This window comes from Streptomyces sp. NPDC045778 (assembly GCF_056431945.1).
In genome coordinates this window covers 23,385-46,974 of record NZ_JBWKJZ010000031.1, presented here as the reverse complement: position 1 = coordinate 46,974, position 23,590 = coordinate 23,385, and the positions used below count along the sequence as shown (strand labels likewise).

Genomic DNA, 23,590 nt, shown 5'->3' with positions numbered 1-23,590 from the left:
AGCGCGTGATCTATCCCGCACGCCCGGGATGTGACATCGGAGCGCTCCTGCGCGCAGGGTTCATGAGAAACGTATGAGAAGTCCGACGGGCGCGCGGACGCGCGGGCAGGGCGGGGCGGAGACGGTGGGAACTGTGGGGCTGAAGGTGGAGCGCGGGACGCGGGCCGGGGCGCGCCGCCGGTGGGCGCGGGCCGTGGCCGTCGCGCTCGTGGCCGGTTCGCTCGCGTCGGCCATGACGGCCTGCGGCGGCGAGCGCGAGCCGGTGCGGCTGACCGGGGGCACGTTCGTGAAGGAACTGCCGCGGGACGAGGCGCGCGGGCAGCAGCTCACGCGGCAGGCCCTGGACCTGATGAAGGCGACGCACTCGATGCGGATCAACCTCACCCAGACCAAGGGGTCCGCGCCGGCCGGCACCGCGGGGCACCAGGAGGTGACGCTGCACGTCGACCGGGAGAGCAACTGCACCGGCACGGTCGAGCAGGGCCCCGTACGCGGAGAGATGATCATGATCGAGGGGCGCGAGACGTATGTGCGCTTCCAGGACGCGTCCCTCGACGCCCTGGGCTCGCTGGCGCGGGCGCGCGGTCCCGAGGTCGCCGCGCAGATGGAGCGGCGCATCGCGCTGCTGCGCGGGAAGTACGTGAAGTTCCCCACGGGCGACGGGAGTTCGGGAAAGCGCGTGATGCCGTCCGCGCAGTGTGACCTGGACGAGGTGCTCGACAACTTCGACGGCGTGACGGGCACCACGACCATCCGCGCCAAGGACGCGACGTGGCGCTACGGCCGGCGCGTCATACCGCTGGTGGAGCGGCAGGACGGCACCGACACCACCGTGTACGTCGCCGCGGAGGGCAAGCCGTACCTCGTCGCGATGGAGCTGGAGGAGAGCGGCGGGGACAGCATGAGCATGCAGGTCTCCGACTACGACAAGCCGGTCGAGGCGAAGGCTCCGCCCGCGGCCCGGATCGTGGACGCGAGCGAACTCGACGGCCTCGGCGGCAGCACGGGCCTGTTCGAGGTCTGAGGGGCCCGTGCGGGGGCGGGGGAGCGGCAGGGGCCGAGGCAGGGTGCAGGGGCCGGGGCCGTTCGGCTGGGCGCCGGGCACAGGGCGCCGGGCACCGAAGCCCGGAGCGGCGTCAACCACTCACCTCTCCGCCACCGTCACACGTCTCGCAGAGCGCTTCGTGCCCCCACCCGTCGTCGTCCGTCCACTGGATCGTCCCGCTGCCGCCGCACGAGGGGCAGCGGGGCGGCGGGATCACCCCCAGCTCGGACGGGTCGAGTTCGCACGGGTCGACCGGTTCCAGCTCGCCGGGGTCCACCAGCAGGTCCCGGCGGTACATGTAGTCCTCGGCGTCGAGCCGGATGCGTACGCGGCCTCCGTGTCCGCCTGCCACGACGGCGCGGATGCCCGCGTGTATGACGCGGGTGCCGTCACGCAGAGCAGGGCCGCCGGGAGGGCTGGTCTGGCGCTCTGAGTCCATACGCCAAGTCTGGCAGCGCGGGAACGGCCGGGGCCGCCACCCCCCACAGGAGAGGCCCCGGCCGTCACACGGCACGAACCGCGTGGCGGTCCGTACTCCCTACAGCGTCCGGGGTGCGTTTTCTGTCACACCTCGCCCTGTCACCCGCTAGTTGCGCGTTGTACAAACATGGACGTGCACGGCTTTCACGCCGTAGCGTGCAGTTTCGCGCCGTGTCGCGAGCCATCACCGTGGGCCGCCGCCGGGCGGACCGCGAGCGGCGGACGGCGCGCCATGAGACCCGTGAGAGCCGCGCCTGGCCAGGCGCAGAGGGGCCGGCAGTGCAGGGGGAGGACGACGCCGAGCTGACCGCCGCCGTGCTCGCGGCGCAGGCCGGGGACGAGACCGCGTTCCGGACTGTGTACCGCGCCGTGCACCCGCGGCTGCTCGGCTACGTACGGACGCTCGTCGGTGATCTCGACGCCGAGGACGTGGCGTCCGAGGCGTGGTTGCAGATCGCCCGCGACCTCGACCGGTTCAGCGGCGACGCGGACCGCTTCCGCGGCTGGGCGGCGCGCATCGCCCGCAACCGCGCCCTCGACCACATCCGCATGCGCGGCCGCCGCCCCGCGATCGGCGGCGATGAGACCGAGCTGACCGGCAAGCCCGCCGACGCGGACACCGCGGGCGAGGCCATGGAGTCGCTCGGCACCGACGCGGCGCTCGCGCTCATAGCCCAGCTCCCGCAGGACCAGGCCGAGGCCGTGGTGCTCCGGGTCGTCGTCGGCCTGGACGCGAAGAGCGCGGCCGAGACGCTCGGCAAACGCCCCGGAGCGGTGCGTACCGCCGCCCACCGCGGGCTCAAGCGGCTCGCCGAACTGATGGGTGCCGACGACGCCGCGCGCACGCGCGGACTCGGCGCCGTACCCCCGCAGCCGGACCCGCACGGACGCGCGGTGCCCCCGTCCCCCTGTGTGACGCATTCGCGTACGCGGACGCAGAAGGACATGTGATGGCCGACGAGCAGGACAAGTGGCTGGACCGTGTCGCGGCGGAGCGTTTGCTGCGCGGCGAGCGGCTCGACGGCATCGGCGATCACGACCGCGAACGGGCCGAGCGGCTCGCGAACACCCTCGCCGCGCTGTCCGCGGGCAAACCCGCGAAGACCGGCGCGGACGGGGAGCTTCCGGGGGAGTGCGGCGCGTTGGCCGCGTTCCGGGCGGCGCGCGAGGGGCGGACGTTCGCCTCGGAGACCACGGGGACCACGGAGACCACGGAGACCACGGAGACCACAGGGGCCGCGGGTGCGGCCGGGGTTGCTGGGGACGCTGGGGCCCCCGAGGGAGCCGGTGCCGCCGCGCCTGCCGGGCCGGTCGTCACCGACGCGGCCGATGGTGCTTCCGGCCCGGCCCCGGGCAGCCTGTCCGGTGTCGTCGGCGGCACCCCCGACCCCGCCGGCGAACCCGTGCGGATCGGCGGCTCCGCCCCCGCTCCCCGGCCGGTGCGCTGGGGGCGGCCCCTGCGGCTCGGGGTCGCGGCGGCGCTCGCGGCCTGCATGGCCGGCGGTGTCGCGGTCGCGGCGGGGACCGGCGTGATCCCCTCGCCGTTCCACCGGGCCGACCGGGAGCCCGCCACCAGCGCCTCCCCGGTGGAGACGCCCGACCGGCCGCTGCGCAGCCCGTCCACCGACGCACCCGCCAAGCCCGACGAGGTGCCGGACGCGAAGGGCACCCCCCTCGACGACGAGGAGTCCACCGAGCCGGACGCCTCCGCGACGCCGGAGGGCCCCGAGCGCTCCGATGCCCCGGACGCCGGCCGCGACCGGGGAGCCACGGGCTCGCCCGGCACGGACGATACCGACCCGGGCGACGACGGCAAGCGGAACAGCCGCAAGTGGTACAAGCACGTGGTCTCCGCCTGCCACGACTACCGCAGCGGCGCGCTCGCCGACGACAAGCGCCGACGCCTGGAGGAGGCCGCGCGCGGCTCCGAGCGCGTACGCGCCTTCTGCGAGCGCGTGCTGAACGGCAAGGGCAAGGACCAGGACGACGCCAAGCCCGGCAACGGGAACGGCAACGGCAGCGGGAACGGCAACGGCGGCGGGACCGGCGGCGGCAAGGGCGACGACGAGGACGACGACCACGGCGGCGGCCACCAGCCCGGCGGCGGCCACCACCACGGAGGCCGCCCCGGGGGCGGCAGCCACGTCCCGCCCATCACGCTGCCGCACCACCCGCGCCCCGTGCCCTCGTACACGGCGGCCCCGGTCTTCTGACGCCCCCCGCCAGGGTGTGACGCAAGCCGCACCACCCCCCTGTGACACTTTCCGGCCCCGCGGCGCAGTAGAGAGTGAGCCGACTGGTCATCGGCCCGAGCACGAGCCGGGGTTCCCCCCGTACCTACGGCTCCGTGCCATTGGCGCGGGCGGAATTCGTTCCCCCGATTCCGCCCGCGCCCTCACTCACCTCAGCGAAACACCGGCTCACCGGCACACCGGCTCACCGGTAGATGACCACCCGGTCCCCGTTCCTGACCTTCTTGAAGAGGTCGGCGATCCGCCCCTTGTCCCGGACGTTCACGCACCCGTGCGACGCCCCGCCGTACCCGCGCGCCGCGAAGTCGGACGAGTAGTGCACGGCCTGGCCGCCGCTGAAGAACATGGCGTACGGCATCGGCGTGTCGTACAGCGTCGAGACGTGGTGGCGGGACTTCCAGAAGACCTCGAAGGCGCCCTCACGCGTCGGTGTGTACTCCGAGCCGAAGCGGACGTCCATCGTCGACATGACCTTGCCGTCGACCATCCACGTCAGCGTGCGGCTCTCCTTGCTGATGCACAGCACGCGCCCGGTCAGACAGCGCCGGTCGGGCTTCGCGGGCGGCATGCCGCCGTCCGGATACAGCTCGTACCGCGTCGGCTCGTCCGTCATGCTCAGCAGCCGCGCCCAGGTGCGGGTGTCCGTGGCGCCGGTCGGGGCGAGGCCCCGCTTGGCCTGGAAGCCCTTGACCGCGGCCGCGGTCGCCGGCCCGTACAGACCGGTCGGGTACTGGTGGAACCAGCTGAGCCGCCGCAGCCGCGCCTGGAGTTCGCGCACCCGCTCGCCCCGCTTGCCCTGGTCCATGATCACCGGGCCTGGCGGGGGCGGCGGTGTCGCCGTCGGCCGGGGCGGGGCGGACGACGACGGCGGTGGCGGTGGCGTCGGCTTCGGCAGCTGGGACGCCGGCAACTCCGCACGCGAGACAGGTGACTTGATCTTCGGCGTGGGGGAGCGGGTGGGGGTCGGCTCGGGGGCTGTTGGGGCGGCGCGCCTCGGCGGGCCCGCCTCGGCGCCGTGCTTCCCGTCCTCCCTGCCCTTCCCCGCCGTGCCCACGGCCTGCGCCGTGCACCCGCAGGCCAGGGTCAGCGCGACGACGGCCCCCGCCGTCGCACGGACCCTGGCTTTCGCGACCCTGCCCATGGATCCCCCACGTCACTTCGTGTCACTGCGATGGCCAACCCTCCGCAGTGTTTCCCACCCGCGAAGGATTGTGAACCACGCCTTGGAGAGGGCCTGTTGGAGGGCTCAGTGGTGCCAGGCCGTGCCGTTGACGTTGTGGATCATCCGCTGCAAGACCTTCAGGGCCCGTACGTACTCGGCGTCGTCGATGCCCTCGTGGATCTCTTCCCGGGTCTGCTTCTGCCGCGCGGCGACCCGCTGCTGAAGGTCGTGACCGGCCTTCGTGCGGGCGAGCTTCCGCACCCCGCCCTCGGACTCCTCGGTGAGCAGCTCCCGGCGGAGCAGGGCGTCGATGTTGTGCTCGATGCCGCCCTCGCCGAACTCCAGGTAGCCGCGCAGGACTTCGACGACGGCCGAGCGCTCGCGGGGGCCGTCGGCCGGGACCTGGTTGAGGACCCACCACTGCGGCTGGGTGAGGCCCTCCTCGGCGAGCATCGTGCGGATGTGGTGCACGACGGCCTGCCCGGCCGCGTTGCTCCAGTAACCGACGGGCTGGTTGACCAGCTCGGCGTCGCTGTGGGACGGGGTGAAAGCGGGCTTCGTGGCGTTCGTGTCGTTCGTCATGACCATGAACCTAGGACCTCAAGCTTGGTTGAGGTCAAATACTTCTGGAGATCTTCTCCGCTCCGGCCCGCCCAGCCGACGTAACCGTCAGGACGGATGAGGAACAGCCCTTCGCCGTATCCGGCGAGGGTCGCTGTTCGGTGCGTGTGCACCAACTCGGGATCCAGGGGCGGGAGTTCGGCCGCCGGCCCCACGGTCAGGAGGGTGAAGTGCGGCCCCCTGAAGGCGTCGAAGACGCGTCCGGTGCCGAGGCGGCCGTCCGGGGCGCGGTCGCCCGCGCGCACGCCGTCCTCCGGGTCCGGGTCCGGGGTCCGGGTGTCCAGGGACAGGGGCGAGTCCTGGTACCCCAGGCCGAGCTGGCGGGTGGCCGCGCCCCTGCGGGCCTGGCCGCGGTGGATGCGGGTGGACAGGTCCAGCATCCGCGCGGCGTTGGGGAGACGTTCCTCCTCGTACGTGTCGAGCAGCGCGTCGGGCGCCCCGTGCCGCAGGACGAGGCCGAGCTTCCAGCCCAGGTTGTACGCGTCCTGCACGCTCGTGTTGAGACCCTGGCCGCCCGCGGGCGAGTGCACGTGGGCCGCGTCGCCCGCGAGGAACACCCGCCCCGCCCGGAAGCGGTCCGCGAGCGCGGCGCGCGGGCGGAATTCGGAGGCCCAGCGCACCTCGGTGACGTCGTCGGCCGCCAGATGGGTGCGCGCGGCCACGGCCTCGCGGACGGCGTCGGGCGAGGTGTCGGGCGCGCCGTCGTCCGCGAACTGCGCGGTGAGCTGGAAGTCGGGCGTGCCCGGTAGCGGGCAGAGCGCGGTGAAGCCCGCCCCGGCGGACGGCCGGAAGATGTGCCAGTTGTCGCGGTCGAGCGCGGCCTCGCGGACGCGTATGTCGGCCACGAGGATCGGCTTGGGGTCGACGGTCTCGCCCGTCATGCCGATGCCCAGCGCGCGGCGCAGCGCGGAGCGGCCGCCGTCGGCGGCGACGGCGTAGGCGGCCCGGACCGCGGAGCCGTCCGCGAGGCGCGCGGTGACCCCGGCCGCGTCCTGTTCGACGCCGGTCACCTCCGTACCGAAGGCCACCGCGCCGCCGAGTTCCGTCAGGCGCGCGTACAGGATCTCCTGCGTGCGCCACTGCGGCAGCAGCCAGGGCCCGGCGTAGGGCGCGTCCTCCGTGGCCCGCGGCTCGTCGAACATGCGGTGCTCGCCCCGGCGTACGCCGTCGGCCCACACCATGCCCACCGGGGCCGGGCCGCCCGCCGCCAGGACCGCTCCGATGACGCCGAGGTCGTCGAGGACCTCCAGGGTGCGCGGCTGGATCCCCTTGCCGCGCGAGCCGGGGAACAGGCGCGGGGCGCGCTCGGCGACGAGCGCGGGCACGCCGCGCCGGGCGAGGTCCACGGCCAGGGCGAGGCCGGTGGGGCCCGCGCCCACGATGAGGACACCGGTTTCCTTAACGTTGTTAAGTGCCATGCGCCGGAGCATGCGCTTAACGCTGTTAAATTGTCAAGGTGGCTACGACACGACTGGACCGCGCCCGCGTGGCGCGCGTCGCCCTGGACCTGCTGAACGAGACCGGCCTCGACGGCCTGACCCTGCGCGCGATCGCCCAGCGTCTCGACGTCAAGGCCCCCGCCCTGTACTGGCACTTCAAGGACAAGCAGGCGCTGCTCGACGAGATGGCGACGGAGATGCTGCGCCGCATGACGGCCGACCTGGCGGGCGGCCAGGACCCGGACGGGGAGGACTGGGACGCCGCCCTCACCGGAGCCATGCGCGCCCTGCGCCGTCACCTCCTGCGCTACCGCGACGGGGCGAAGGTCTACAGCGGCACGCACTTCACGGACATCTCGCACGCGGCCCCGCTGGAGGCCCAGCTGCACCGCCTGATCCGCGCGGGCTTCACCCCGGGCACGGCGGCCCGCGCCTGGCTGACCGTGTACAGCTACACGATCGGCTACGTCATCGAGGAGCAGGCATCGGCCCCGGACCCGGCTGCGGGCACGACCGGCTACGACCTGACCGCCCGGGCCGAGCGCCTGAAGGACCACCCTCTGGCCGTGGCGGCGGGCGAGGAGATGTTCCGCGACTACGAGACCGGCTTCGAGACGGGCCTGGCCGCGGTGGTGGCAGGCATCGGGGCGACCCTGCGGCCGAGCGGGCGACCTACCTAGTCAGCCCCCGGGGGCCCCGCATATTCGGCCGGGGCTCACCCGGGACCAGCCCCGGGCTCAGCCCAGGGCGGCCCGCTTCAGGGACCGTGCCCGTCGCGCGACCTTCCGTACGGCGGCGTTGCGCGGGATGAACGCCAGCTGCACCGGGATCCCGCCGGGCAGCGCGAGTGCCGTCAGGCGGCGCTTCTTGAAGTACCGCCAGGTCCGGTCGTCCAGGTGCGCCGCCAGATACGCCTCGGTGGCCGGGCGCAGGCTCGGGTAGATCTTGGGCTGCATGGCGAAGCCCACGGCGCGCACCAGGCCGGTCAGGGCGCGCGGGTCGGGCCGCGCGTCCTGGCGGGCGACGGCGTCCCGGTCGGCCAGGTCCGGCAGCAGGGCGTCGACGAGGGTGACCGGGACGCGGTTGCTGTTCTCGTACGGCTTCAGGCGCTCCAGGAGCAGCTCCGTGCCGACGCGGGCCACCGGCAGGTCGTAGAAGGCGGACGCGGTGAGCAGCGCGGTGGAGAAGCAGCCGACGACGAGCGCGGGGCGCATCCGCTGGTAGAGGACCTCGGCGAGCACCGGCGTGTCCAGGACCGTCAGCTCGACGCCGAGCCGCTCGGCCTCCTTCTCCAGCTGCCGCGACCAGCGCGCGGGGGCCGTCGGGTGCGGCTTGAACACCACGCGGGTGTGGCCGAGTCCGGCGGCGCCGCGCAGCATCGCGGCGTGCAGCTCCTCCTCTTCCTCGGCCGTGAGGATGCCGAGCGCGGACAGGTACTGGCCGAGGAGCAGCGCCGGCTCGCTGATCCGGGGGAGCGCGTCGACGAGGCCGGCCTGGCTCTCGTCGTCGGCGAGTTCGGCGAGGACCTTCACGAAGGTCTCGGTCGGTACGACCTCCTGCTCCACGCCGAACTCCGTGAGCAGCAGGGGCTTCAGGCCCGGCACCAGGTCGAGGTGGAGCAGGCGGCGCACCCGGGTGCCGACCAGCGGGTCGAGCTTGCTGCGGGTCGGGCCGTAGCTCATCAGGCCGTCGGCGTACACGTCGACGGGCGCGCCCTCGAAGATGCGCGTGACCGCGAGGGCCGGGTTGACCTGGATCGACTCGACGGCCAGCTCGACGCGGTCGTCGCCGAGGCCCCAGGCGAGGCGCACGTACCGCTCCCACAGCGGCAGGTCGTCGCCGCGCGGCGACCAGCCGCCCGGGTGGAACGGGGAGATGGTCTCGTTCCAGGACACCACGTCGTCGAACCGGGTCCGCAGCTTCTCGAAGCCGGGCATCGCGGCGACGGACGGCGTGGTCTCGGGCGTCGCCGCGTTGTTGGCGATCAGCAGGACGCGCCGGTCGGCCGGGCCGAAGCGGTCGGCGTCCAGGGCAGCGGCCAGCGTGGCGATGCCGTACAGCGTGGACGCCAGGAAGATCTGCGTGGTGCCCCTGCGGTGGTCGGGGGTCGCGGCGACCAGGGCGGCGGTGTGCGGATCGCGCAACCCGGCCCCGGCGCCCGGCAGTCCGGCGGCGCTCACGCGGCCACCTCCCCGGCGCCGACCGGGCGGCGGCGCAGGCGCCGCAGCCGGGTGGCCCGCTGGAGGTCCATGGAGTCGAGCGCCTCGTCGAGGACGCCCTGCGGCATCCGCTTGAGCGCGGCCGCGCTCAGCGTCTTCAACTTTCGCGCCACCGCCGGCTCGAACCTTTCGATTGATCCCAAGTGATGGGAGATGATCGCGCAATATGTACGGACGGCCTTCGGGAGCAGTTTGTCCGCGTCCCGGTCCTCCGCCGTCTCCTTCACCACCTGGTCGAAGGCCTTGATGAAATCGAGCTGGCGCACATCGCCGATCTGCGTGAGCGACGACGAGACACCGCGCCGGTAAAAGACTCCCAAGAGGCCGACCGCGGCGAACGTTTCCGCCTCGCGGTGCAGCCGCCAGATCCACGGGCGGTCCTCGGCCGTGCGCAGGCCGTGGGTGAAATGCAGCAGGCCACGGTCGAGCAGGCGGCGGTGGTAGATGCCCGCCCAGGCGAACGCGTAGTCCACGGACGTGGAGCGGTCCGCGGGCAGTATCACGTCGCGCGGGCTCATCACCACGCCGCGCCTGCCGTGCGGGACGCGGTGCACGCTGCGGGCGCGCGCCGTGCACTGCACATGGTCGGTGCGCAGGAAGTCGCAGCCCAACTCCTCGATGGCGGACACGAGTTGACCGAAGTACCCGGGCGCGAGCCAGTCGTCGCCGTCGAGGAACGTGAGGTATTCGCCGCGCGCCGCGTCCAGACCCGTGTTGCGGGCGGTGGCCAGGCCCCCGTTCTGCTCGTGTCTGAGGTGCACGGCACCGGGCAGCTCGCGCGCGGCCCGCTCCAGGATGTCCGGCGTCTCGTCCGCCGAGCAGTCGTCGACGAGAATGAATTCGAAGTCGTCACGCGCGTTCGCACGCAAAGACTTCAAGGTGTCGGGCGCGTATTGCTGCACGTTGTAGAACGGCACGATGACGGAGAGCTTAACCACGTGCGAGACGTTAGGTGTCGGCCCGGCATTCGTCTTGACCCGTGGTGGGATGTCAGGTGAACGAAGCGTGGCGGAATGGTTAACCGGGCCTCCCGTCACACCTTTGCCATGCCGCTTCGCCATTCGTCGGCACGCTGTTAACCGTTTGTTGCACCTGAGTTGGGCCGCGAATCGAAATGCCTTCCTAGCGTCTTCGCTGTGCCAGTAAGCAACAAGACGACGCGGGTCGCCGTGCTCGCGGACTCCGACACCCGGTGGAAGTGGGGCGCGCTCACCGCGCGGCGCCTCGTCGGAGCCACCGGAGCCCAGGCCGCCCCCCAGGACGCACCCCGCGACGCACTTCGCGACGCACCCCGGGACCTGCACCTCGACGGATACCTGCTGCGCGGCCGGGCCACCCCGACACCCCGCCAGCTCGAAGAGGTCGGCGTCCGGGCGGACAGCCTGCGCGAGGTCACCGCGATCGAGTTCCTGAGCGCCATGCGCGGCCGGGCCGCCGAGTACGACGTCCTCGTGCTCGCCCTCGTCGGCGGCGGCGTCCAGGCCGTCCTGCACGGCCTCGCCCACGACTGGGCGGACGTCCGGCGGCGGCCCGTCGTCGTCACCGGCTACGTCGGCGTCGTCTACGAGAAGCTCGCCGACGGCCTGCTCCTGCGCCACGGCGCGGACGTCGTCCTCGCCAACTCCCGCCAGGACGCCGAGCGTTTCCGCGCGGTGTACGAAGGCGTGGGCGCCGACGCGAGCAGCGTCACCGAGGCCGCCCTCCCCTTCCTCGGCGGCGCGCCCTACGCGCCCCGCGACCCCTACACGGTCGTCTTCGCCGCCCAGCCCTCCGTACCGGAGAAGCGGGCCGAGCGCGCGTACCTGCTGGAGCGGCTCGTCCGGCACGCACGCCTCCACCCCGAGCGCGAAGTCCTGCTCAAGCTGCGCAGCAAGCCCGGCGAGCACACCACGCACATCGAGGAACTCCCGTACCAGAAGCTCGTCAAGGGCCTCGACGCGCCGCCCAACTTCCGCCTCGTCTACGGGCACATGGGCGAGGTGCTCGACCGCGCCGACCTGCTCGTCACGGTCAGCTCCACGGCCGCGCTCGAAGCCCTGCACCGGCGCATCCCCACGGCCGTCCTCACCGACTTCGGCATCCGCGAGGCGCACGGCAACCACCACTTCATCGGCTCGGGCTGCCTCGCCTCCTGGGACCAGCTCGACACCGGCCACACCCCGGAGCCCGACCCGGCCTGGGTCGCGCGCCAGGGCGTCGCCGCCGACGGCACGTACGAGACGGCCTTCGACGAGGCCCGCGAGCGGGTCGCCGAGCTGGCCGGCCGCGCGGCCGAGGGCGGCCTGCCGCCGCTGAAGCCGTACTACGACCAGGTCACGGCCCCCGGCTATCTGCCCGGCATCCTCGCCCGCCACCACCTCGGCCCGGACGGCGCGCCGCTGCCCGGCGCCCCCACCGCCGAGCGTGAGCCGGGCCCCGTCCGGCAGGCCGTCCGCAGCGCGGCGCGCGGCGCCTACCGGCACGGAGTGCAGCGCGTCGCACCGGTGATCCGGCGGATGGGCGAGCTGTGAGCGGGCCGCACCGGGACGGCGGGGCCGTGATCCCGCAGCAAGGCCAGTACCCCCCACCAGGCACCCCTGAAGCACCTGGCACCACTGAAGGAGCCTCCATGTCCAAGGCCCACCCGCAGGGCGCAGCGGTACGCCGCGTCCTCGCCGTCATCCCCGCGCGGGGCGGCTCCAAGGGGGTGCCGGCGAAAAACCTCGCACCGGTCGGCGGGGTCCCGCTGGTGGCCCGCGCGGTCCGCGCGTGCACCGCGTCCCGCCTGGTCACCCACGTCGTCGTGTCCACCGACGACACGGTGATCGCCGAGACCGCGCGCGCCGCGGGCGCCGAGGTGGTCCTGCGCCCCGCCGCCATCGCGGGCGACACCGCGACCAGCGAGGCGGCCGTCCTGCACGCCATGGACGCGCACGAGGCGCTGCACGGCGCGCCGGTGGACGTGGTCCTCCTGGTGCAGTGCACCAGCCCCTTCATCACCCGCGAGGACGTCGACGGCATCGTCGAGGCGATCGTCGCGGGCGGCGCGGACACGGCCCACACCGTGGCGCCCTTCCACGGCTTCGTCTGGCGCGACGCGGGCGACGAACCGCCCGCCATCGAGAGCGAGCGCACCGCCGAGGAGGGCGGCTCGACCAAGGTCGTCACCGACACCGTCACCTCCGGCGGCTACGGCGTCAACCACGACAAGTCCTTCCGCCCCCGCCGCCAGGACCGCCCCCAGGACCTCCTGGAGACCGGCGCCGCCTACGGCATGGACGCGGCCGGCTTCCGGCAGCACAAGCACCGCTTCTTCGGCCACACCGAACTCGTGCGCACCGACCCCGCGCGCGTCCTGGAGATCGACGACCCGCACGACCTGGCCCGCGCCCGCGCCCTCGCCCCGCTCTTCGACGCGGTGCGCTCCGGCGACGAGGCGGCCCTTCCGACCCGCGACGACATCGACGCGGTCGTACTCGACTTCGACGGCACCCAGACGGACGACCGGGTGCTGATCGACTCCGACGGACGGGAGTTCGTCACCGTGCACCGCGGTGACGGCCTCGGCATCGCGGCCCTGCGCAGGTCGGGCCTGAAGATGCTGATCCTGTCCACGGAACAGAACCCGGTCGTCGCCGCGCGCGCACGAAAGCTCCAGATCCCCGTGCTGCACGGCATCGACCGCAAAGACCTCGCACTGAAGCAGTGGTGCGAGGAGCAGGGCATCGCTCCCGAGCGCGTGCTCTACGTCGGTAACGACGTCAATGACCTCCCGTGCTTCGGCCTCGTCGGCTGGCCCGTGGCGGTCGCGAGCGCCCACGACGTCGTACGCGGCGCCGCACGCGCGGTCACCTCCGTCCCCGGCGGTGACGGCGCGATCCGAGAGATCGCCGCCTGGATCCTCGGCCCCTCCCTCAACAGTTAAGGAAAGTTCCTGCCATGAGCACTACGGCCTCCGCCAACCGCCTGCGCACCCTCGGTTCGAAGACCGCGGGCCCCGGTCAGCCCGTGTACATCACCGGTGAGATCGGCATCAACCACAACGGCGACCTGGAGAACGCCCTCGCGCTCATCGACGTGGCCGCCGACGCGGGCTGCGACGCGGTGAAGTTCCAGAAGCGCACGCCCGAGATCTGCACCCCGCGCGACCAGTGGGACATCGAGCGCGACACGCCCTGGGGCCGGATGACGTACATCGACTACCGCCACCGCGTGGAGTTCGGCGAGTCCGAGTACCGGGCCATCACCGAGCACTGCGCCAAGCGCGGCATCGACTGGTTCGCTTCCCCGTGGGACACCGAGGCCGTCGCCTTCCTGGAGAAGTTCGACGTGCCCGCGCACAAGGTCGCCTCCGCGTCCCTGACGGACGACGAGCTGCTGCGCGCCCTGCGCGCCACGGGCCGCACGATCATCCTCTCGACGGGCATGTCCACCCCTCGCCAGATCCGCCACGCCGTGGAGGTCCTGGGCTCGGACAACATCCTCCTCTGCCACGCCACGTCGACGTACCCGGCGAAGGCCGAGGAGCTGAACCTGCGCGTCATCAACACCCTCCAGGCCGAGTACCCGAACGTCCCGATCGGCTACTCCGGCCACGAGACGGGCCTCCAGACGACGCTCGCCGCCGTCGCCCTCGGCGCCACCTTCGTCGAGCGCCACATCACCCTGGACCGCGCGATGTGGGGCTCCGACCAGGCCGCGTCCGTGGAGCCGCAGGGCCTCACGCGCCTCGTCCGCGACATCCGCACCATCGAGGCCTCCCTCGGTGACGGCGTCAAGAAGGTCTACGAGTCCGAGCTGGGCCCGATGAAGAAGCTCCGCCGCGTGGCGGGCGTCGTCGCCGAGGCCGCGGACCGCGAGCCCGTCGCGGTCTGAGCACCCGGCCGCCGTACGCCGACGGGCGGGCGCAGCTCCGCCCGTCGGCCCCCGGCGCCCCCGGGAGCGCGCAGGTGCCGCTCCCGCGCCACGCGCTCCCGGGTGGCCTGCGCAGCACCGGGGTGGTGCGCAAGCCACCCCCCACCGGCCCTCCCCCAGGGGAGGACCGGGTCCGGACCGACCCGCCCCACCCCGCACGGGAGGACCGACCCATGTCAGCACGGAGCGCACGGCGCGCCGCGAGGGCACCGCACGGCACGCTGGCGTTCGTGGAGTCGCCGGTGCAGCTGCTCAACGTGCTGGAGTGGGCGCACCTGTCCACACCGCCCACCGCGCCCGGCACCGCGCCCGGCACGGAGCCCGGCACCGCGCCCGGCACCGCGCCCGGCACGGAGCCCGGCACAGGGCCCGCGCCGGGGGACCTGACCCTGGTGGTCCTCGCCCCCACCGACCCCATGACCCGGGGCCAGCTGCGCCGCATGGCCGAGCTGGCGCGCGCGGAGGGGCACACGGTGCGCTGGGAGGAGGCGCGCGGCGGCACGACCGCGCCGTTCCACACGATCGGCGGCCTCGCGGGGCCGCTGCGCAGGGCCGCCCGGATAGTGATCGGCGACCCCTTCTCGCGCTACGTACAGCTCCTGCTCACCATCACCCGGGCCCAGGACCTCGTCGTGGTGGACGACGGCACGGCCACCATGGAGTTCATCTCCCAGCTGGCGAACGGCGAGCGCCTGGTGCGCTGGCACCGCAGGGGCGGCCGGCCGGGCCCCAGGGACATGGTCTTCCTGCCCGTCTCCTCATCGGCCCGGCGCCGCCTGACGCCGGACCCCGAGGGCGGCCGCCGGGTGGAGGTCTTCTCCTCCATGCCCATCGCCGCGGCGCCCGAAGGGGTCCACGTCACCGTGAACGCCTTCGCGTGGACGCGGGCCCGCTTCGGCCCGCCGCGCATCACCAAGGGCGCGGACCTGGTCGGCACGTCCCTGGTGGAGACCGGCGTGGTCGACCTCGACCGCTACCTCGACGCGGTGGGCGCGCTCGCCCGCACCCACGGGGCGGCCCGCTACTTCGCGCACCGCCGCGAGAGCGCCGAGAAGCTCCACCGCCTGGCCGTGGAGACGGGCCTCCAGGTGATCCGCCCCGACCTCCCCCTGGAACTGATCGCCCGCCGGGGCCCCATCGGCCGCACGATCCTCAGCTTCCCCTCCACGGTCGTCCACACCCTGCCCCTCGCCCTCGCCGGTACGCAGGTCAAGGTCGCGGTCATGGACATCGACCCCGCCTGGCTCACGGACAAGGCGTCCCCCCGGGCCGAGGGCTTCCTCTCCGACGTCACCGACACGGCCCGCGACGTCCACCGCCTGGCCTCCGTCCCCCATCCGACCCCCGGCGTGCCCGCCCAGCCCACCCGCCAGACCCCGGCCCCGGCCTGACCCGCCCGGACTCCCGCCGGGACTCCCGCCGGGGCGGAGCCGGCCCCCTGTTCAACGCCTGTTGACAGCCCGTTGAACACCTCGGCGCACCATGGACCCGCAACCGCGCCTCCGTCCCCAGACGCGAACCGCGGCCACGCCCGACCCCGCCCCCGTCCGGTCACTGCGTTTGTCCCTACACAACCGTTGTGTCCCAAACCGGACGGCGGCGGGGCGGGCGCGGGTCCTGGAACGCCCGGCAAAAACTTCCGGCTGCGCTGGGTGATACGGACGCACCCCCTCCGCACCCGGGTGGCCGGGATTCGCCCCTTCCCTTGACACGCGAGCGGACCTCCTCGGCGCTTGCGCATGGAAATCCACGGCAAGTTCAACAGCAAATCCACGGTGTGGACCGCCTCCCCCACGGCCCCTACAGGGCGAGACGCGGTTGGCTGGGACTCGCCGCGCACGGGCACGGTCAGTCACAGACCTGGAACACCGAAGGCAAGCTGACCAAGTCGGCGAAGCCGGACACGGAGGCCACGACCTTCTCGTACGACGCCGGTGGCAACCGCCTGCTGCGCAAGGAACCCGGTGAGCAGACGCTGTACCTGCCGGGCATGGAGCTGAGCCTGAACACCGCCACGCGCGAGGTCCAGGCGACCCGCTACTACAGCTTCGGCGGGCGGACAGTGGCGATGCGCACGCCGAAGGGCGTGCGGTTCCTGGCGGGCGACCACCACGGGACCTCACTGGCGGCCGTCGACGCGAAGTCGGGCGAGGTCACGCGGCGCCGCATGGATCCGTTCGGCAATTCCCGGGACACCGGCACGGTCGAGCCGTGGGTGGACGACAAGGGGTTCCTGGGCAAGCCGGTCGACGCGACGACGGGCCTGACGCACATCGGCGCGCGGGAGTACGAGCCGGAGAACGGCCGCTTCGTCTCGGCCGACCCGCTGATCGACTTCACCGATCCCCAGCAGATCAACGGCTACGCGTACGCCAACAACAGCCCGGTGACGCTGTCGGACCCGACCGGCGAGAAGCCCGACGACTGCATGTACATAGGCATCGCGTGCCGGCTGAAGGACAACGGCGGCTGGGAGGTCAAGCCCACCAACACCTACGTCCGGTACTACAACCTCCACAAGACCCCGGCGCAGCGGAAGGCCATCGTCGCCCGCAGCCAGGCCGACATCCAGCAGAGCCGCGCCGTCCTGGCCGCCAAGGAACTCGGCAAGATCGTCCAGGACGAGCTGGGCATCACGGACGCGCTCGACTGCTTCAGCACGGGGAGCCTCGGCTCCTGCGGGGCGACGATCCTCAACGTCGTCACGAGCGCGATCGGCGCCAAGGTCGGCCAGTTGGCCAAGAAGTACATCTTGAACTGGCGCAAGGGGGTCGCCCTCGGCAAACGCATCTGGGGCCTGCTCAGCCAGCTCAAGGACAGCGTGGGCAAGTGGCGCGCCCTGGACAAACGGGCCGACAAACTGGAGGACGCGGCGGCCAAGTCGAGCTGCCCGACCTCCAACAGTTTCACACCCACGACCAAGGTCCTGATGGCGGACGGCAGTACCAAGGCCATCAGAGACGTCGACGTAGGTGACAAGGTCCTGGCCACCGACCCGAAGACCGGCAAGACGAAGGTCGAGACGGTCACCGCCGAGATCAAGGGCAAGGGCGCCAAGCGCCTGGTCAAGATCACGATCGACACGGACGGCAAGAAGGGCCCCAGGACCGCCTCCGTCACCGCCACGGACGGCCACCCCTTCTGGGTCCCCGAACTCCGCGAGTGGATCGACGCGACGGACCTCCACCCGGGCCAGTGGCTCCGCACGAGCGCGGGAACGCACGTACAGATCACGGCGGTCGCCCGCTGGACCCAGTCGGCGACGGTGCACAACCTTACGGTTGCGGATCTGCATACGTACTATGTGCTGGCGGGGGCTGCGCCGGTCCTGGCGCACAATTGTAACGGGGCGAAACTCGAACTGACTTACAAGCCCGACTGGTCGCCGGATCAGATTGCAGCGGCTGATGAAAAAATCGCCGCTCTGAATGCTGCTCCTCAGCTCATTGTGACGAAGGTTCAGCGTTCGGGAAGCGCTGCTGATGTATGGCGTCGAGCTGGGAATCAGACAGTTCCCGGAACCGACATCGACCACAAGGTCGACCTACAGCTCGGCGGGCTTGACGATGTCAGTAACATGTGGCCACTCGATAGTTCGGTGAATCGAAGTCTCGGCTCTCAAATATCAGGACAACTGAAGAAGCAAGGGCTGCAACCAGGCAACTTGGTGTGTAGCATCTCGATCACAGTCAGAACTTGTTAGGTGGGGCAGAGCCATGCAATTGCGTGATTTGGACATCTCTCACGCTGTGGCGACCAGTGCCGGCCTGTTCGGTATCTGGCGTGCGAGCGCCTTCGACCACGTCAGCGAGCTGGATCAGTGGGAGGACGAGGTAGCGGAAGACTCTGCCCTGGAACGCCAGATCTCAGTCGGCGCCTTCGTGCCGATCAACATCGGAGGCAATGGGGCATTCCAGGTTGCCATGCGTGGCGTGGAAGCTCCAGGAAATCTGAGCGAACGAGAGCGGTCTCATCTCCTCGTCTCCTCCGAGCCCTATCTTTTGGTCTCAGATGGAGTATTGGAAGTCGGCGGGCTCGAAGCCGTCGGAAGTTACGCCGGTGCGGAGAAGGTGGAGATTCCACTCGACAACGGTAGGTATGCTGTGGTCGTCCACCTGGTGGATTGGCAAGTGGAGCCTGGCAGTCGCGGGGCTGATGGAAGTCCGTCTGCGAGTGCTCTTCCGGACTTCATTGTGGAGATCTTCATGGATCTCCATGGTGAGCTGAAATACCGAACCAAGGTCGAGACATTCGACCGGCCGTAGTTGAAGAACCCCACTCTGACGCTTCGGCCGTCTACAATCCCAGCCGCCTGACAAATGCCCCGTGAGGGTGCGGCCTGATTCTGCGCCATCAAAGGTCTCGCTTGGAGGTGCATTCTTATGGGCAGTGACAAGGGGTGGATGCTGACCCTGATTCTGGTAAATTAACCAAATGATATTTGTGGGGAATGGGTTAAGTGACGAGTGTGTCTGCGTCAGTTGCTTCGGGGCGACGCTTGTGGATTCTGGGAACTCTCGCAGCGCCCCTCCTGCTCGGCGCAGTTGCCTGTGGTTCGAGCTCCGGGGACGAGGGTGGACGAGCCGACGACGCCAAAGCGCGAGACACGTCGGGCGCCGGCAAGAGCGGTGACACGAGGGGCCGGGGCGCAGGCCGGCTGGCGACCTTGAAGGGTATGGCGCTCAGCAACTCGGACGTGGGTGCCGGACGCCGCATCCGGGCCATGGACAACGGGCTGTCCGCCGCATGGGGCAAGTGCGGGAACTCCATCGCCGACCCGGCGCGGTGCAAGCCGCTGGACGACATGACGGGCTACGGGTCCGAGCCCAGGCCGAAGGCGTTCTTGCCCTCCTCCGTCGTGGAGAAGGGCACCACGTACGACAAACCGAAGGGCACACGACTCGTCGTGGGCCTCGCTGCGCACGACGAGGCCGGCGCCAAGCAGGTGCTCGCGAAACTGCGCACGGCGGTGACGGAGTGCAGCGGCGGCTTCGCCAGTGCCGACGGTTCGTACAACGAGGTGCGGAACTGGTCCGGTGAACGGCTCGGTGACGAGTCTGTCTCGTACGCGCTGTACGGCGGCGCACACGGAGAGGACGCCGGCGCCATGTTCACCGTGGTGCGCAGCGGCTCGACCGTCGTCACCTTCAACGCCACCAACCTGGAGGCGCCCTGGGAGGTCACGAAGCCTGACCGCGCGCTGGTCAAGGCCCAGTTGGGGAAGGCGGCGAAGGCGGCGCACTGAATCAACGCGGCCGCAGACCTGCCGGGGTAGGGCTACGGCTGGGAAGCGCGCCCTTGGGTGGGTACGGCGCCGGTCTTGAGGGCGGTTATGAGGGTGCCCAGTTGGGCGGGGTGGGTGGTGAGGATCGTTTGTGGGTCGTCGCTTTCCCGGAGGAGGACGGTGCCGTCGGGGCCTGCGGCCACGTAGACGCAGGAAGATGCGTTCTCGCTGTAGGTGGACTTCTGCCAGTTGAGTGCGTCCATGGGGTACTGATCCTCAGGTATTCCGTGCCAGGCGGTGGATGACGTCACGGGAAGCATCCTGCTTGAGGGTGACCTTTTCCATGCGGTCCAGGACCAGTCGTTACATCTCCAGCTGGCCGGGTGCGTCGATGAGTTCACTGCCGTGGGCCGTGTCGAGTTGCGCGGTGTCGAGGGTCGGGACCGGACCGTACGCGTAGTCGAGACCGTGCCCCGCCGTGGGGAACGAGGTGCCGCCGAAGGGGATCACCCGGACAGCGGCGACGCGGCCGCAAGTTTGCCGGGAGAGGGCTACGGCTGTGCAGTGCGCCCTCGGGCGGGTACGGCGCCGGTCTTGAGGGCGGTTATGAGGGTGCCGAGTTGGGCGGGGTGGGTGGTGAGGATCGTTTGTGGGTCGTCGCTTTCCCGGAGGAGGACGGTGCCGTCGGGGCCTGCGGCCACGTAGACGCAAGACGATGCCTCTGAGCTGTAGGAGGACTTCTGCCAGGTCAGCATGGGGTAACGGGTTCCTTCAGGCTCGGGCTGCTGCTTGGTGGATCAGTGCGCTGGATTCTTCGGCGGACAGCGCGAGCGTTTCCAGGCGGTCCAGGACTGTTCTGTACCGCTCCAACTGGGCTGCGGCGTCGATGAATTCACTCCCATGTTCGGTATCGATCTGGACGGTGTCGAGCTGCGCGACGGGGCCACTCGCGTAGTCGAGCCCTTGCCCTGAGCCGGGGAAGGCTCCTCGGCCGAACGGAATCACCAGCACCGTGACGTTGTCGAGCTGGCTCATCTCGGCCAGGTGGGCCAGCTGATCCGCAGCCACAGTGGGGCCGCCGACCTGCATGCGCAGAGCTGCCTCGTGGATGACAGCCGTGTAGCGGAGTGGCGCATCGCCGTACAGAACGGCTTGCCGTTTGATCCGGAACGACTGCCGGTGTTCGATCTCATGCGGGAGCAGGGGCGGGACCGCGTCGCCGAAGAGGGCGCGGGCATGCTGGGCGGTCTGCAACAGCCCGGGAATGTGCAGTGCTTGCGCCACCCGTAGTGCGGTGGCGTGATGTTCGACTTCGGCCAGGTCCAGCAGGCCGTGGGGGAGCAGACCGCGGTACTCCTCCCACCGCCCGCGCGTCCGGCCGCCCGTCATGCCGACCAGGCCTTCGATGAGGCTGTCGTCGGCGCAGGCGTAGTTGCGGGCGATGGTGCGTACGCGGTCAGGCCCGACGGCGTAGCGGCCTGCCTCGATGTTGCTGACGCGTGACTGGTTGACGCCGAGTCGGGACGCGGCCTGGTTGGTGGACAGTCCGGCGCGATCAATCGTCACTCGTGTGAGTGACGGGCCCTTCCCTGCGCACCCGAGGGGGACGGATATGCCGCCCGGCAAGCAACCCACGCTGCGGCAGCGGCGGCTCGGCGTTGAGCTGCGCAAACTACGCCTACGGCTGTCGTGTTCGGCCTCAACTGCCGTGTTCCAGAAGCTGGAAGCGCAACGCACCGTAGCGAATCGCGGCATGCCGTCGCTGGCCCCGACCGCCCCGTTGCCCAACCCCCACCGTCCCAGGAGCCACCCATGCCCACCGTAGCCCCCGCCCCGGCCTGGTCATATGTTCTCCACCTCCCGCACGACCCCAGAGCCCCACGCGTCGCCCGCATGACCCTCCGCGCAGCCCTCGCCGCGCACGGACCCGTCGAACTCAGCGACGCCGCCGAGCTGTTGACCTCCGAGCTCGTCACCAACGCCTACCGGCACACGTCCGGGCCCGCCGCCCTGCGCGTACGCGGTCTTGACGGAGCGCGCCATGGGATCCGGGTGGGCGTGTGGGACACCGACCCGCGCATCCCGCCCCCGTTCGACGCGACCCCCGCGCACCGCCCGCCCCTCCGTCCCGCCCCGCCGGGCGCAGACCACGGCCGTGGCCTGCATCTCGTCCGGCTGTGCGCCGACGCGTGGGGTGGCTTCCCGCTCGGTGACGACCTGTTCGGCCGGGGCGGCAAGCTGCTCTGGTTCGAGGTGGTGGCCCCGGGGCTGGCCCTGGAGGTCGTGGCGTGACGGCAGCGGACGCGCACACCCGTGCCCGGGCGGGCGCCGGCAGAGCTGCGCCGTCCTCTCGGAATGATCTATTCCGCACACCCCAAGGCGACAGTCGGGCCTGTCCCGGCACAGGACAAGCCTCCCTCCCGCCCGCCCGCACGTTCGACCGCCACCCCGACACTCGCAGGATCGCCCAAACGCGGTGAAGTCCGTCGTATCCGACCTGAGGATGACGGCCCACCCCAAAGGTGGAGCCCCCTGACCTGCGGTGATCTCTCTGCGTGTGCGGAAGGTAACCTACCTTCCTACCCCCCGTACCAGCCGCGCATGCGCTCGCGGCCAGTGAACTTACCTCAATCTGGCTGAACTTTTGTTGATCGAGGCTTAGTTGACGGGTGCAGCGCCTTACCCTTCACAGGGTGAACCAATTGATGTCCCGCGCGTCCACGGACGCGCCCGAAGGAGCCGAGTCCGCGCCGCCCGGAAATCTGCCCGGCGCGCTGCCAGAAGCGCTGCGCGCCGAACTCATCGCCTTCCGGCGTGACTTGCACATGCATCCGGAGCTAGGCAATCAGGAGTTCCGCACGACCGCGGCGATCAAGGCGCGCCTGGAGAAAGCGGGGCTCGCCCCCCGCGTGCTCCCCGTCGGGACCGGGCTCGTCTGCGACGTCGGGGGCACCCCGGACCTCGCGGGACGCCCCGTGCTCGCGCTGCGCGCGGACATCGACGCCCTGCCCATCCCGGACACCAAGACCAGCGCCACGTACCGCTCCACCGTCCCGGACCGCGCCCACGCCTGCGGGCACGACGTCCACACCACCGTCGTGCTCGGCGCCGGCCTCGTCCTCGCCGAGCTGGCCCGCGCGGGCCGCCTTCCGCACCCGGTGCGGCTGATCTTCCAGCCCGCCGAGGAGGTGCTCCCCGGCGGCGCCACGGACGCCGTCGCCTGCGGCGCGCTCGACGGCGTCGGCCGTATCATCGCCGTCCACTGCGACCCCCGCGTCGACGCGGGCCGCATCGGCCTGCGCCAGGGCCCGATCACCTCCGCCTGCGACCGCATCGAGGTCGCCCTGGGCGGGCCCGGCGGCCACACCGCCCGGCCGCATCTGACGACCGACCTCGTCACGGCCGCCGCGAAGGTCGTCAGCGAGGTCCCGGCCCTGGTCGGCCGGCGCATGGACGCCCGCTCGGGCGTCTCCGTGACCTGGGGCCGCATCGACGCGGGCCACGCGTGCAACGTGATCCCGCAGCACGCCGAACTGTCGGGGACCATCCGCTGCCTCGATCTGAACGCGTGGCGGCAGGCCCCCGACATCGTCCACGCCGCCGTCCAGGAGGTCGCCGACCTGCACCGCGCCAAGTCCTCGATCAACTACGTGCGCGGAGTGCCGCCGGTCGTCAACGACCCGGTCGTCACGGACCTGTTGCGCGACTCGATGGCCGCGCGGCGCGGCTCCGAGGCGGTCGAGGACACCGAGCAGAGCCTCGGCGGCGAGGACTTCTCCTGGTACCTGGAGCATGTGCCAGGAGCCATGGCGCGACTCGGCGTCCGTACGCCCGGCGAGCGCGGCGTACGCGACCTGCACCAGGGCGACTTCGACGCCGACGAGCACGCCATCACCGTGGGCGTGGAGCTGTTCACCGCGGCGGCGATCCTCGACGCCGCCGAGCGCACGGCCTGAGGGCCGCGCGCCCCCAGGAGTCCCGCGCGCCCCCAGGAAGTTCCGTACGCACCACGGCCGCACCGCCAGAAGCATCCGGCCGGGATCCCGCGAAGCGTCGCCGTCGGCACCCACAAGGCGCCACGGCCCGCACCCGGGATCCACTCTGCGGCCGTCCCGCCACGACTACTGCGGCCGTCCCGCTACGACTACTGCGGGCGTTCTGCCGTCCACTCTGCGGCCGTCCCGCCGCGAACTCCGCGGGCGTCCTGCCACGACCCCTACGGCCGTCCCGCCCCGAACTCCGCGGCCGTTCTGCC

23 protein-coding genes are annotated in these 23,590 nt (G+C 71.6%); 13 read left to right on the top strand and 10 right to left on the bottom strand.

Features of this window, described 5'->3' with window-relative positions:
• The first annotated feature begins 73 nt into the window (after positions 1 to 73).
• Positions 74 to 1,024: a hypothetical protein gene (locus AC07GB_RS31160; RefSeq protein ID WP_478851279.1), complete on the top strand. Its 951-nt coding sequence runs from the start codon at positions 74 to 76 to the stop codon at positions 1,022 to 1,024.
• A gap of 112 nt (positions 1,025 to 1,136) precedes the next feature.
• On the opposite strand, the gene AC07GB_RS31155 is transcribed toward AC07GB_RS31160, so the two are convergent.
• Positions 1,137 to 1,484 carry an MBT domain-containing protein gene (locus AC07GB_RS31155; RefSeq protein ID WP_478851277.1) on the bottom strand — a complete coding sequence of 116 codons (348 nt, stop codon included), beginning with the start codon at positions 1,482 to 1,484 and terminating at the stop codon, positions 1,137 to 1,139.
• Between the two features lie 320 nt (positions 1,485 to 1,804).
• On the opposite strand from AC07GB_RS31155, the gene AC07GB_RS31150 reads away from it, so the two are divergent.
• Entirely contained in the window at positions 1,805 to 2,476 is a 672-nt protein-coding gene (locus AC07GB_RS31150) for an RNA polymerase sigma factor (RefSeq protein WP_478851275.1), read from the top strand.
• A complete protein-coding gene (locus tag AC07GB_RS31145) occupies positions 2,476 to 3,738 on the top strand; it encodes a hypothetical protein (RefSeq protein ID WP_478851273.1) in 1,263 nt (420 codons plus the stop codon). Before AC07GB_RS31150 ends, AC07GB_RS31145 begins: the two co-directional genes overlap by 1 nt.
• 223 nt (positions 3,739 to 3,961) lie before the next feature.
• On the opposite strand, the gene AC07GB_RS31140 is transcribed toward AC07GB_RS31145, so the two are convergent.
• From AC07GB_RS31140 to AC07GB_RS31130, 3 genes are all read right to left on the bottom strand, one after another.
• Complete coding sequence (locus tag AC07GB_RS31140) at positions 3,962 to 4,918, bottom strand: L,D-transpeptidase family protein (protein WP_478851271.1); 957 nt, start codon at positions 4,916 to 4,918, stop codon at positions 3,962 to 3,964.
• A 105-nt stretch (positions 4,919 to 5,023) separates the two neighbouring features.
• Positions 5,024 to 5,521 carry a MarR family transcriptional regulator gene (locus tag AC07GB_RS31135; protein ID WP_478851269.1) on the bottom strand — a complete coding sequence of 166 codons (498 nt, stop codon included), beginning with the start codon at positions 5,519 to 5,521 and terminating at the stop codon, positions 5,024 to 5,026.
• A complete protein-coding gene (locus AC07GB_RS31130; RefSeq protein WP_478851267.1) occupies positions 5,518 to 6,978 on the bottom strand; it encodes an FAD-dependent monooxygenase in 1,461 nt (486 codons plus the stop codon). Before AC07GB_RS31130 ends, AC07GB_RS31135 begins: the two co-directional genes overlap by 4 nt.
• Before the next feature lie 38 nt (positions 6,979 to 7,016).
• Here AC07GB_RS31130 and AC07GB_RS31125 point away from each other — a divergent pair, with 38 nt between their 5' ends.
• Positions 7,017 to 7,679, top strand: coding sequence for a TetR/AcrR family transcriptional regulator C-terminal domain-containing protein (locus AC07GB_RS31125; protein ID WP_478851265.1), 663 nt, complete (start codon positions 7,017 to 7,019; stop codon positions 7,677 to 7,679).
• A 57-nt stretch (positions 7,680 to 7,736) separates the two neighbouring features.
• Here AC07GB_RS31125 and AC07GB_RS31120 read toward each other — a convergent pair whose 3' ends face one another.
• Positions 7,737 to 9,119, bottom strand: coding sequence for a polysialyltransferase family glycosyltransferase (locus AC07GB_RS31120; protein WP_478851395.1), 1,383 nt, complete (start codon positions 9,117 to 9,119; stop codon positions 7,737 to 7,739).
• A 56-nt stretch (positions 9,120 to 9,175) separates the two neighbouring features.
• Complete coding sequence (locus tag AC07GB_RS31115) at positions 9,176 to 10,156, bottom strand: glycosyltransferase family 2 protein (protein WP_478851263.1); 981 nt, start codon at positions 10,154 to 10,156, stop codon at positions 9,176 to 9,178.
• Positions 10,157 to 10,354: 198 nt separating this feature from the next.
• Between AC07GB_RS31115 and AC07GB_RS31110 the strand changes: the two genes are divergently transcribed.
• The 7 genes from AC07GB_RS31110 to AC07GB_RS31080 all read left to right on the top strand — a co-directional run bounded on the left by AC07GB_RS31110 (position 10,355) and on the right by AC07GB_RS31080 (position 19,356).
• Complete coding sequence (locus AC07GB_RS31110) at positions 10,355 to 11,728, top strand: DUF6716 putative glycosyltransferase (RefSeq protein WP_478851261.1); 1,374 nt, start codon at positions 10,355 to 10,357, stop codon at positions 11,726 to 11,728.
• A gap of 98 nt (positions 11,729 to 11,826) precedes the next feature.
• Complete coding sequence (locus AC07GB_RS31105) at positions 11,827 to 13,122, top strand: cytidylyltransferase domain-containing protein (protein WP_478851260.1); 1,296 nt, start codon at positions 11,827 to 11,829, stop codon at positions 13,120 to 13,122.
• Positions 13,123 to 13,136: 14 nt separating this feature from the next.
• Positions 13,137 to 14,072, top strand: coding sequence for an N-acetylneuraminate synthase family protein (locus AC07GB_RS31100; RefSeq protein ID WP_478851258.1), 936 nt, complete (start codon positions 13,137 to 13,139; stop codon positions 14,070 to 14,072).
• A 212-nt stretch (positions 14,073 to 14,284) separates the two neighbouring features.
• Positions 14,285 to 15,502, top strand: coding sequence for a hypothetical protein (locus tag AC07GB_RS31095; protein ID WP_478851256.1), 1,218 nt, complete (start codon positions 14,285 to 14,287; stop codon positions 15,500 to 15,502).
• Positions 15,503 to 15,888: 386 nt separating this feature from the next.
• Positions 15,889 to 17,814, top strand: coding sequence for a polymorphic toxin-type HINT domain-containing protein (locus tag AC07GB_RS31090; protein ID WP_478851254.1), 1,926 nt, complete (start codon positions 15,889 to 15,891; stop codon positions 17,812 to 17,814).
• A 13-nt stretch (positions 17,815 to 17,827) separates the two neighbouring features.
• Positions 17,828 to 18,376, top strand: a complete 549-nt coding sequence (locus AC07GB_RS31085; RefSeq protein WP_478851252.1) for a hypothetical protein — start codon at positions 17,828 to 17,830, stop codon at positions 18,374 to 18,376.
• Between the two features lie 410 nt (positions 18,377 to 18,786).
• A complete protein-coding gene (locus tag AC07GB_RS31080; protein WP_478851250.1) occupies positions 18,787 to 19,356 on the top strand; it encodes a hypothetical protein in 570 nt (189 codons plus the stop codon).
• A 32-nt stretch (positions 19,357 to 19,388) separates the two neighbouring features.
• Here the strand turns inward: AC07GB_RS31080 and AC07GB_RS31075 are convergent, their stop codons facing one another.
• The 4 genes from AC07GB_RS31075 to AC07GB_RS31060 all read right to left on the bottom strand — a co-directional run bounded on the left by AC07GB_RS31075 (position 19,389) and on the right by AC07GB_RS31060 (position 20,901).
• Positions 19,389 to 19,598: a DUF397 domain-containing protein gene (locus tag AC07GB_RS31075; RefSeq protein ID WP_478851249.1), complete on the bottom strand. Its 210-nt coding sequence runs from the start codon at positions 19,596 to 19,598 to the stop codon at positions 19,389 to 19,391.
• 100 nt (positions 19,599 to 19,698) lie between these two features.
• On the bottom strand, positions 19,699 to 19,845 hold the full coding sequence (locus AC07GB_RS31070) for a hypothetical protein (RefSeq protein ID WP_478851247.1): 147 nt from the start codon (positions 19,843 to 19,845) through the stop codon (positions 19,699 to 19,701).
• Between the two features lie 41 nt (positions 19,846 to 19,886).
• Positions 19,887 to 20,090 (bottom strand): DUF397 domain-containing protein, encoded by a 204-nt coding sequence (locus AC07GB_RS31065; protein WP_478851245.1) that lies wholly within the window; start codon positions 20,088 to 20,090, stop codon positions 19,887 to 19,889.
• A gap of 16 nt (positions 20,091 to 20,106) precedes the next feature.
• Positions 20,107 to 20,901, bottom strand: a complete 795-nt coding sequence (locus AC07GB_RS31060) for a helix-turn-helix domain-containing protein (RefSeq protein ID WP_478851243.1) — start codon at positions 20,899 to 20,901, stop codon at positions 20,107 to 20,109.
• 246 nt (positions 20,902 to 21,147) lie between these two features.
• Here AC07GB_RS31060 and AC07GB_RS31055 point away from each other — a divergent pair, with 246 nt between their 5' ends.
• Positions 21,148 to 21,627: an ATP-binding protein gene (locus AC07GB_RS31055; RefSeq protein ID WP_478851242.1), complete on the top strand. Its 480-nt coding sequence runs from the start codon at positions 21,148 to 21,150 to the stop codon at positions 21,625 to 21,627.
• A gap of 413 nt (positions 21,628 to 22,040) precedes the next feature.
• Positions 22,041 to 23,291 (top strand): amidohydrolase, encoded by a 1,251-nt coding sequence (locus AC07GB_RS31050; protein WP_478851393.1) that lies wholly within the window; start codon positions 22,041 to 22,043, stop codon positions 23,289 to 23,291.
• Positions 23,292 to 23,590 lie beyond the last annotated feature (299 nt).

Coding starts and splice junctions, on each gene's coding strand:
- AC07GB_RS31160 (WP_478851279.1), top strand. CDS start 74: ATGAGAAGTCCGACGGGCGCGCGGACGCGCGGGCAGGGCGGGGCGGAG.
- AC07GB_RS31135 (WP_478851269.1), bottom strand. CDS start 5,521: ATGACGAACGACACGAACGCCACGAAGCCCGCTTTCACCCCGTCCCAC.
- AC07GB_RS31155 (WP_478851277.1), bottom strand. CDS start 1,484: ATGGACTCAGAGCGCCAGACCAGCCCTCCCGGCGGCCCTGCTCTGCGT.
- AC07GB_RS31100 (WP_478851258.1), top strand. CDS start 13,137: ATGAGCACTACGGCCTCCGCCAACCGCCTGCGCACCCTCGGTTCGAAG.
- AC07GB_RS31050 (WP_478851393.1), top strand. CDS start 22,041: ATGTCCCGCGCGTCCACGGACGCGCCCGAAGGAGCCGAGTCCGCGCCG.
- AC07GB_RS31080 (WP_478851250.1), top strand. CDS start 18,787: ATGGCGCTCAGCAACTCGGACGTGGGTGCCGGACGCCGCATCCGGGCC.
- AC07GB_RS31145 (WP_478851273.1), top strand. CDS start 2,476: ATGGCCGACGAGCAGGACAAGTGGCTGGACCGTGTCGCGGCGGAGCGT.
- AC07GB_RS31075 (WP_478851249.1), bottom strand. CDS start 19,598: ATGGACGCACTCAACTGGCAGAAGTCCACCTACAGCGAGAACGCATCT.
- AC07GB_RS31085 (WP_478851252.1), top strand. CDS start 17,828: ATGCAATTGCGTGATTTGGACATCTCTCACGCTGTGGCGACCAGTGCC.
- AC07GB_RS31130 (WP_478851267.1), bottom strand. CDS start 6,978: ATGGCACTTAACAACGTTAAGGAAACCGGTGTCCTCATCGTGGGCGCG.
- AC07GB_RS31105 (WP_478851260.1), top strand. CDS start 11,827: ATGTCCAAGGCCCACCCGCAGGGCGCAGCGGTACGCCGCGTCCTCGCC.
- AC07GB_RS31065 (WP_478851245.1), bottom strand. CDS start 20,090: ATGCTGACCTGGCAGAAGTCCTCCTACAGCTCAGAGGCATCGTCTTGC.
- AC07GB_RS31095 (WP_478851256.1), top strand. CDS start 14,285: ATGTCAGCACGGAGCGCACGGCGCGCCGCGAGGGCACCGCACGGCACG.
- AC07GB_RS31140 (WP_478851271.1), bottom strand. CDS start 4,918: ATGGGCAGGGTCGCGAAAGCCAGGGTCCGTGCGACGGCGGGGGCCGTC.
- AC07GB_RS31055 (WP_478851242.1), top strand. CDS start 21,148: ATGCCCACCGTAGCCCCCGCCCCGGCCTGGTCATATGTTCTCCACCTC.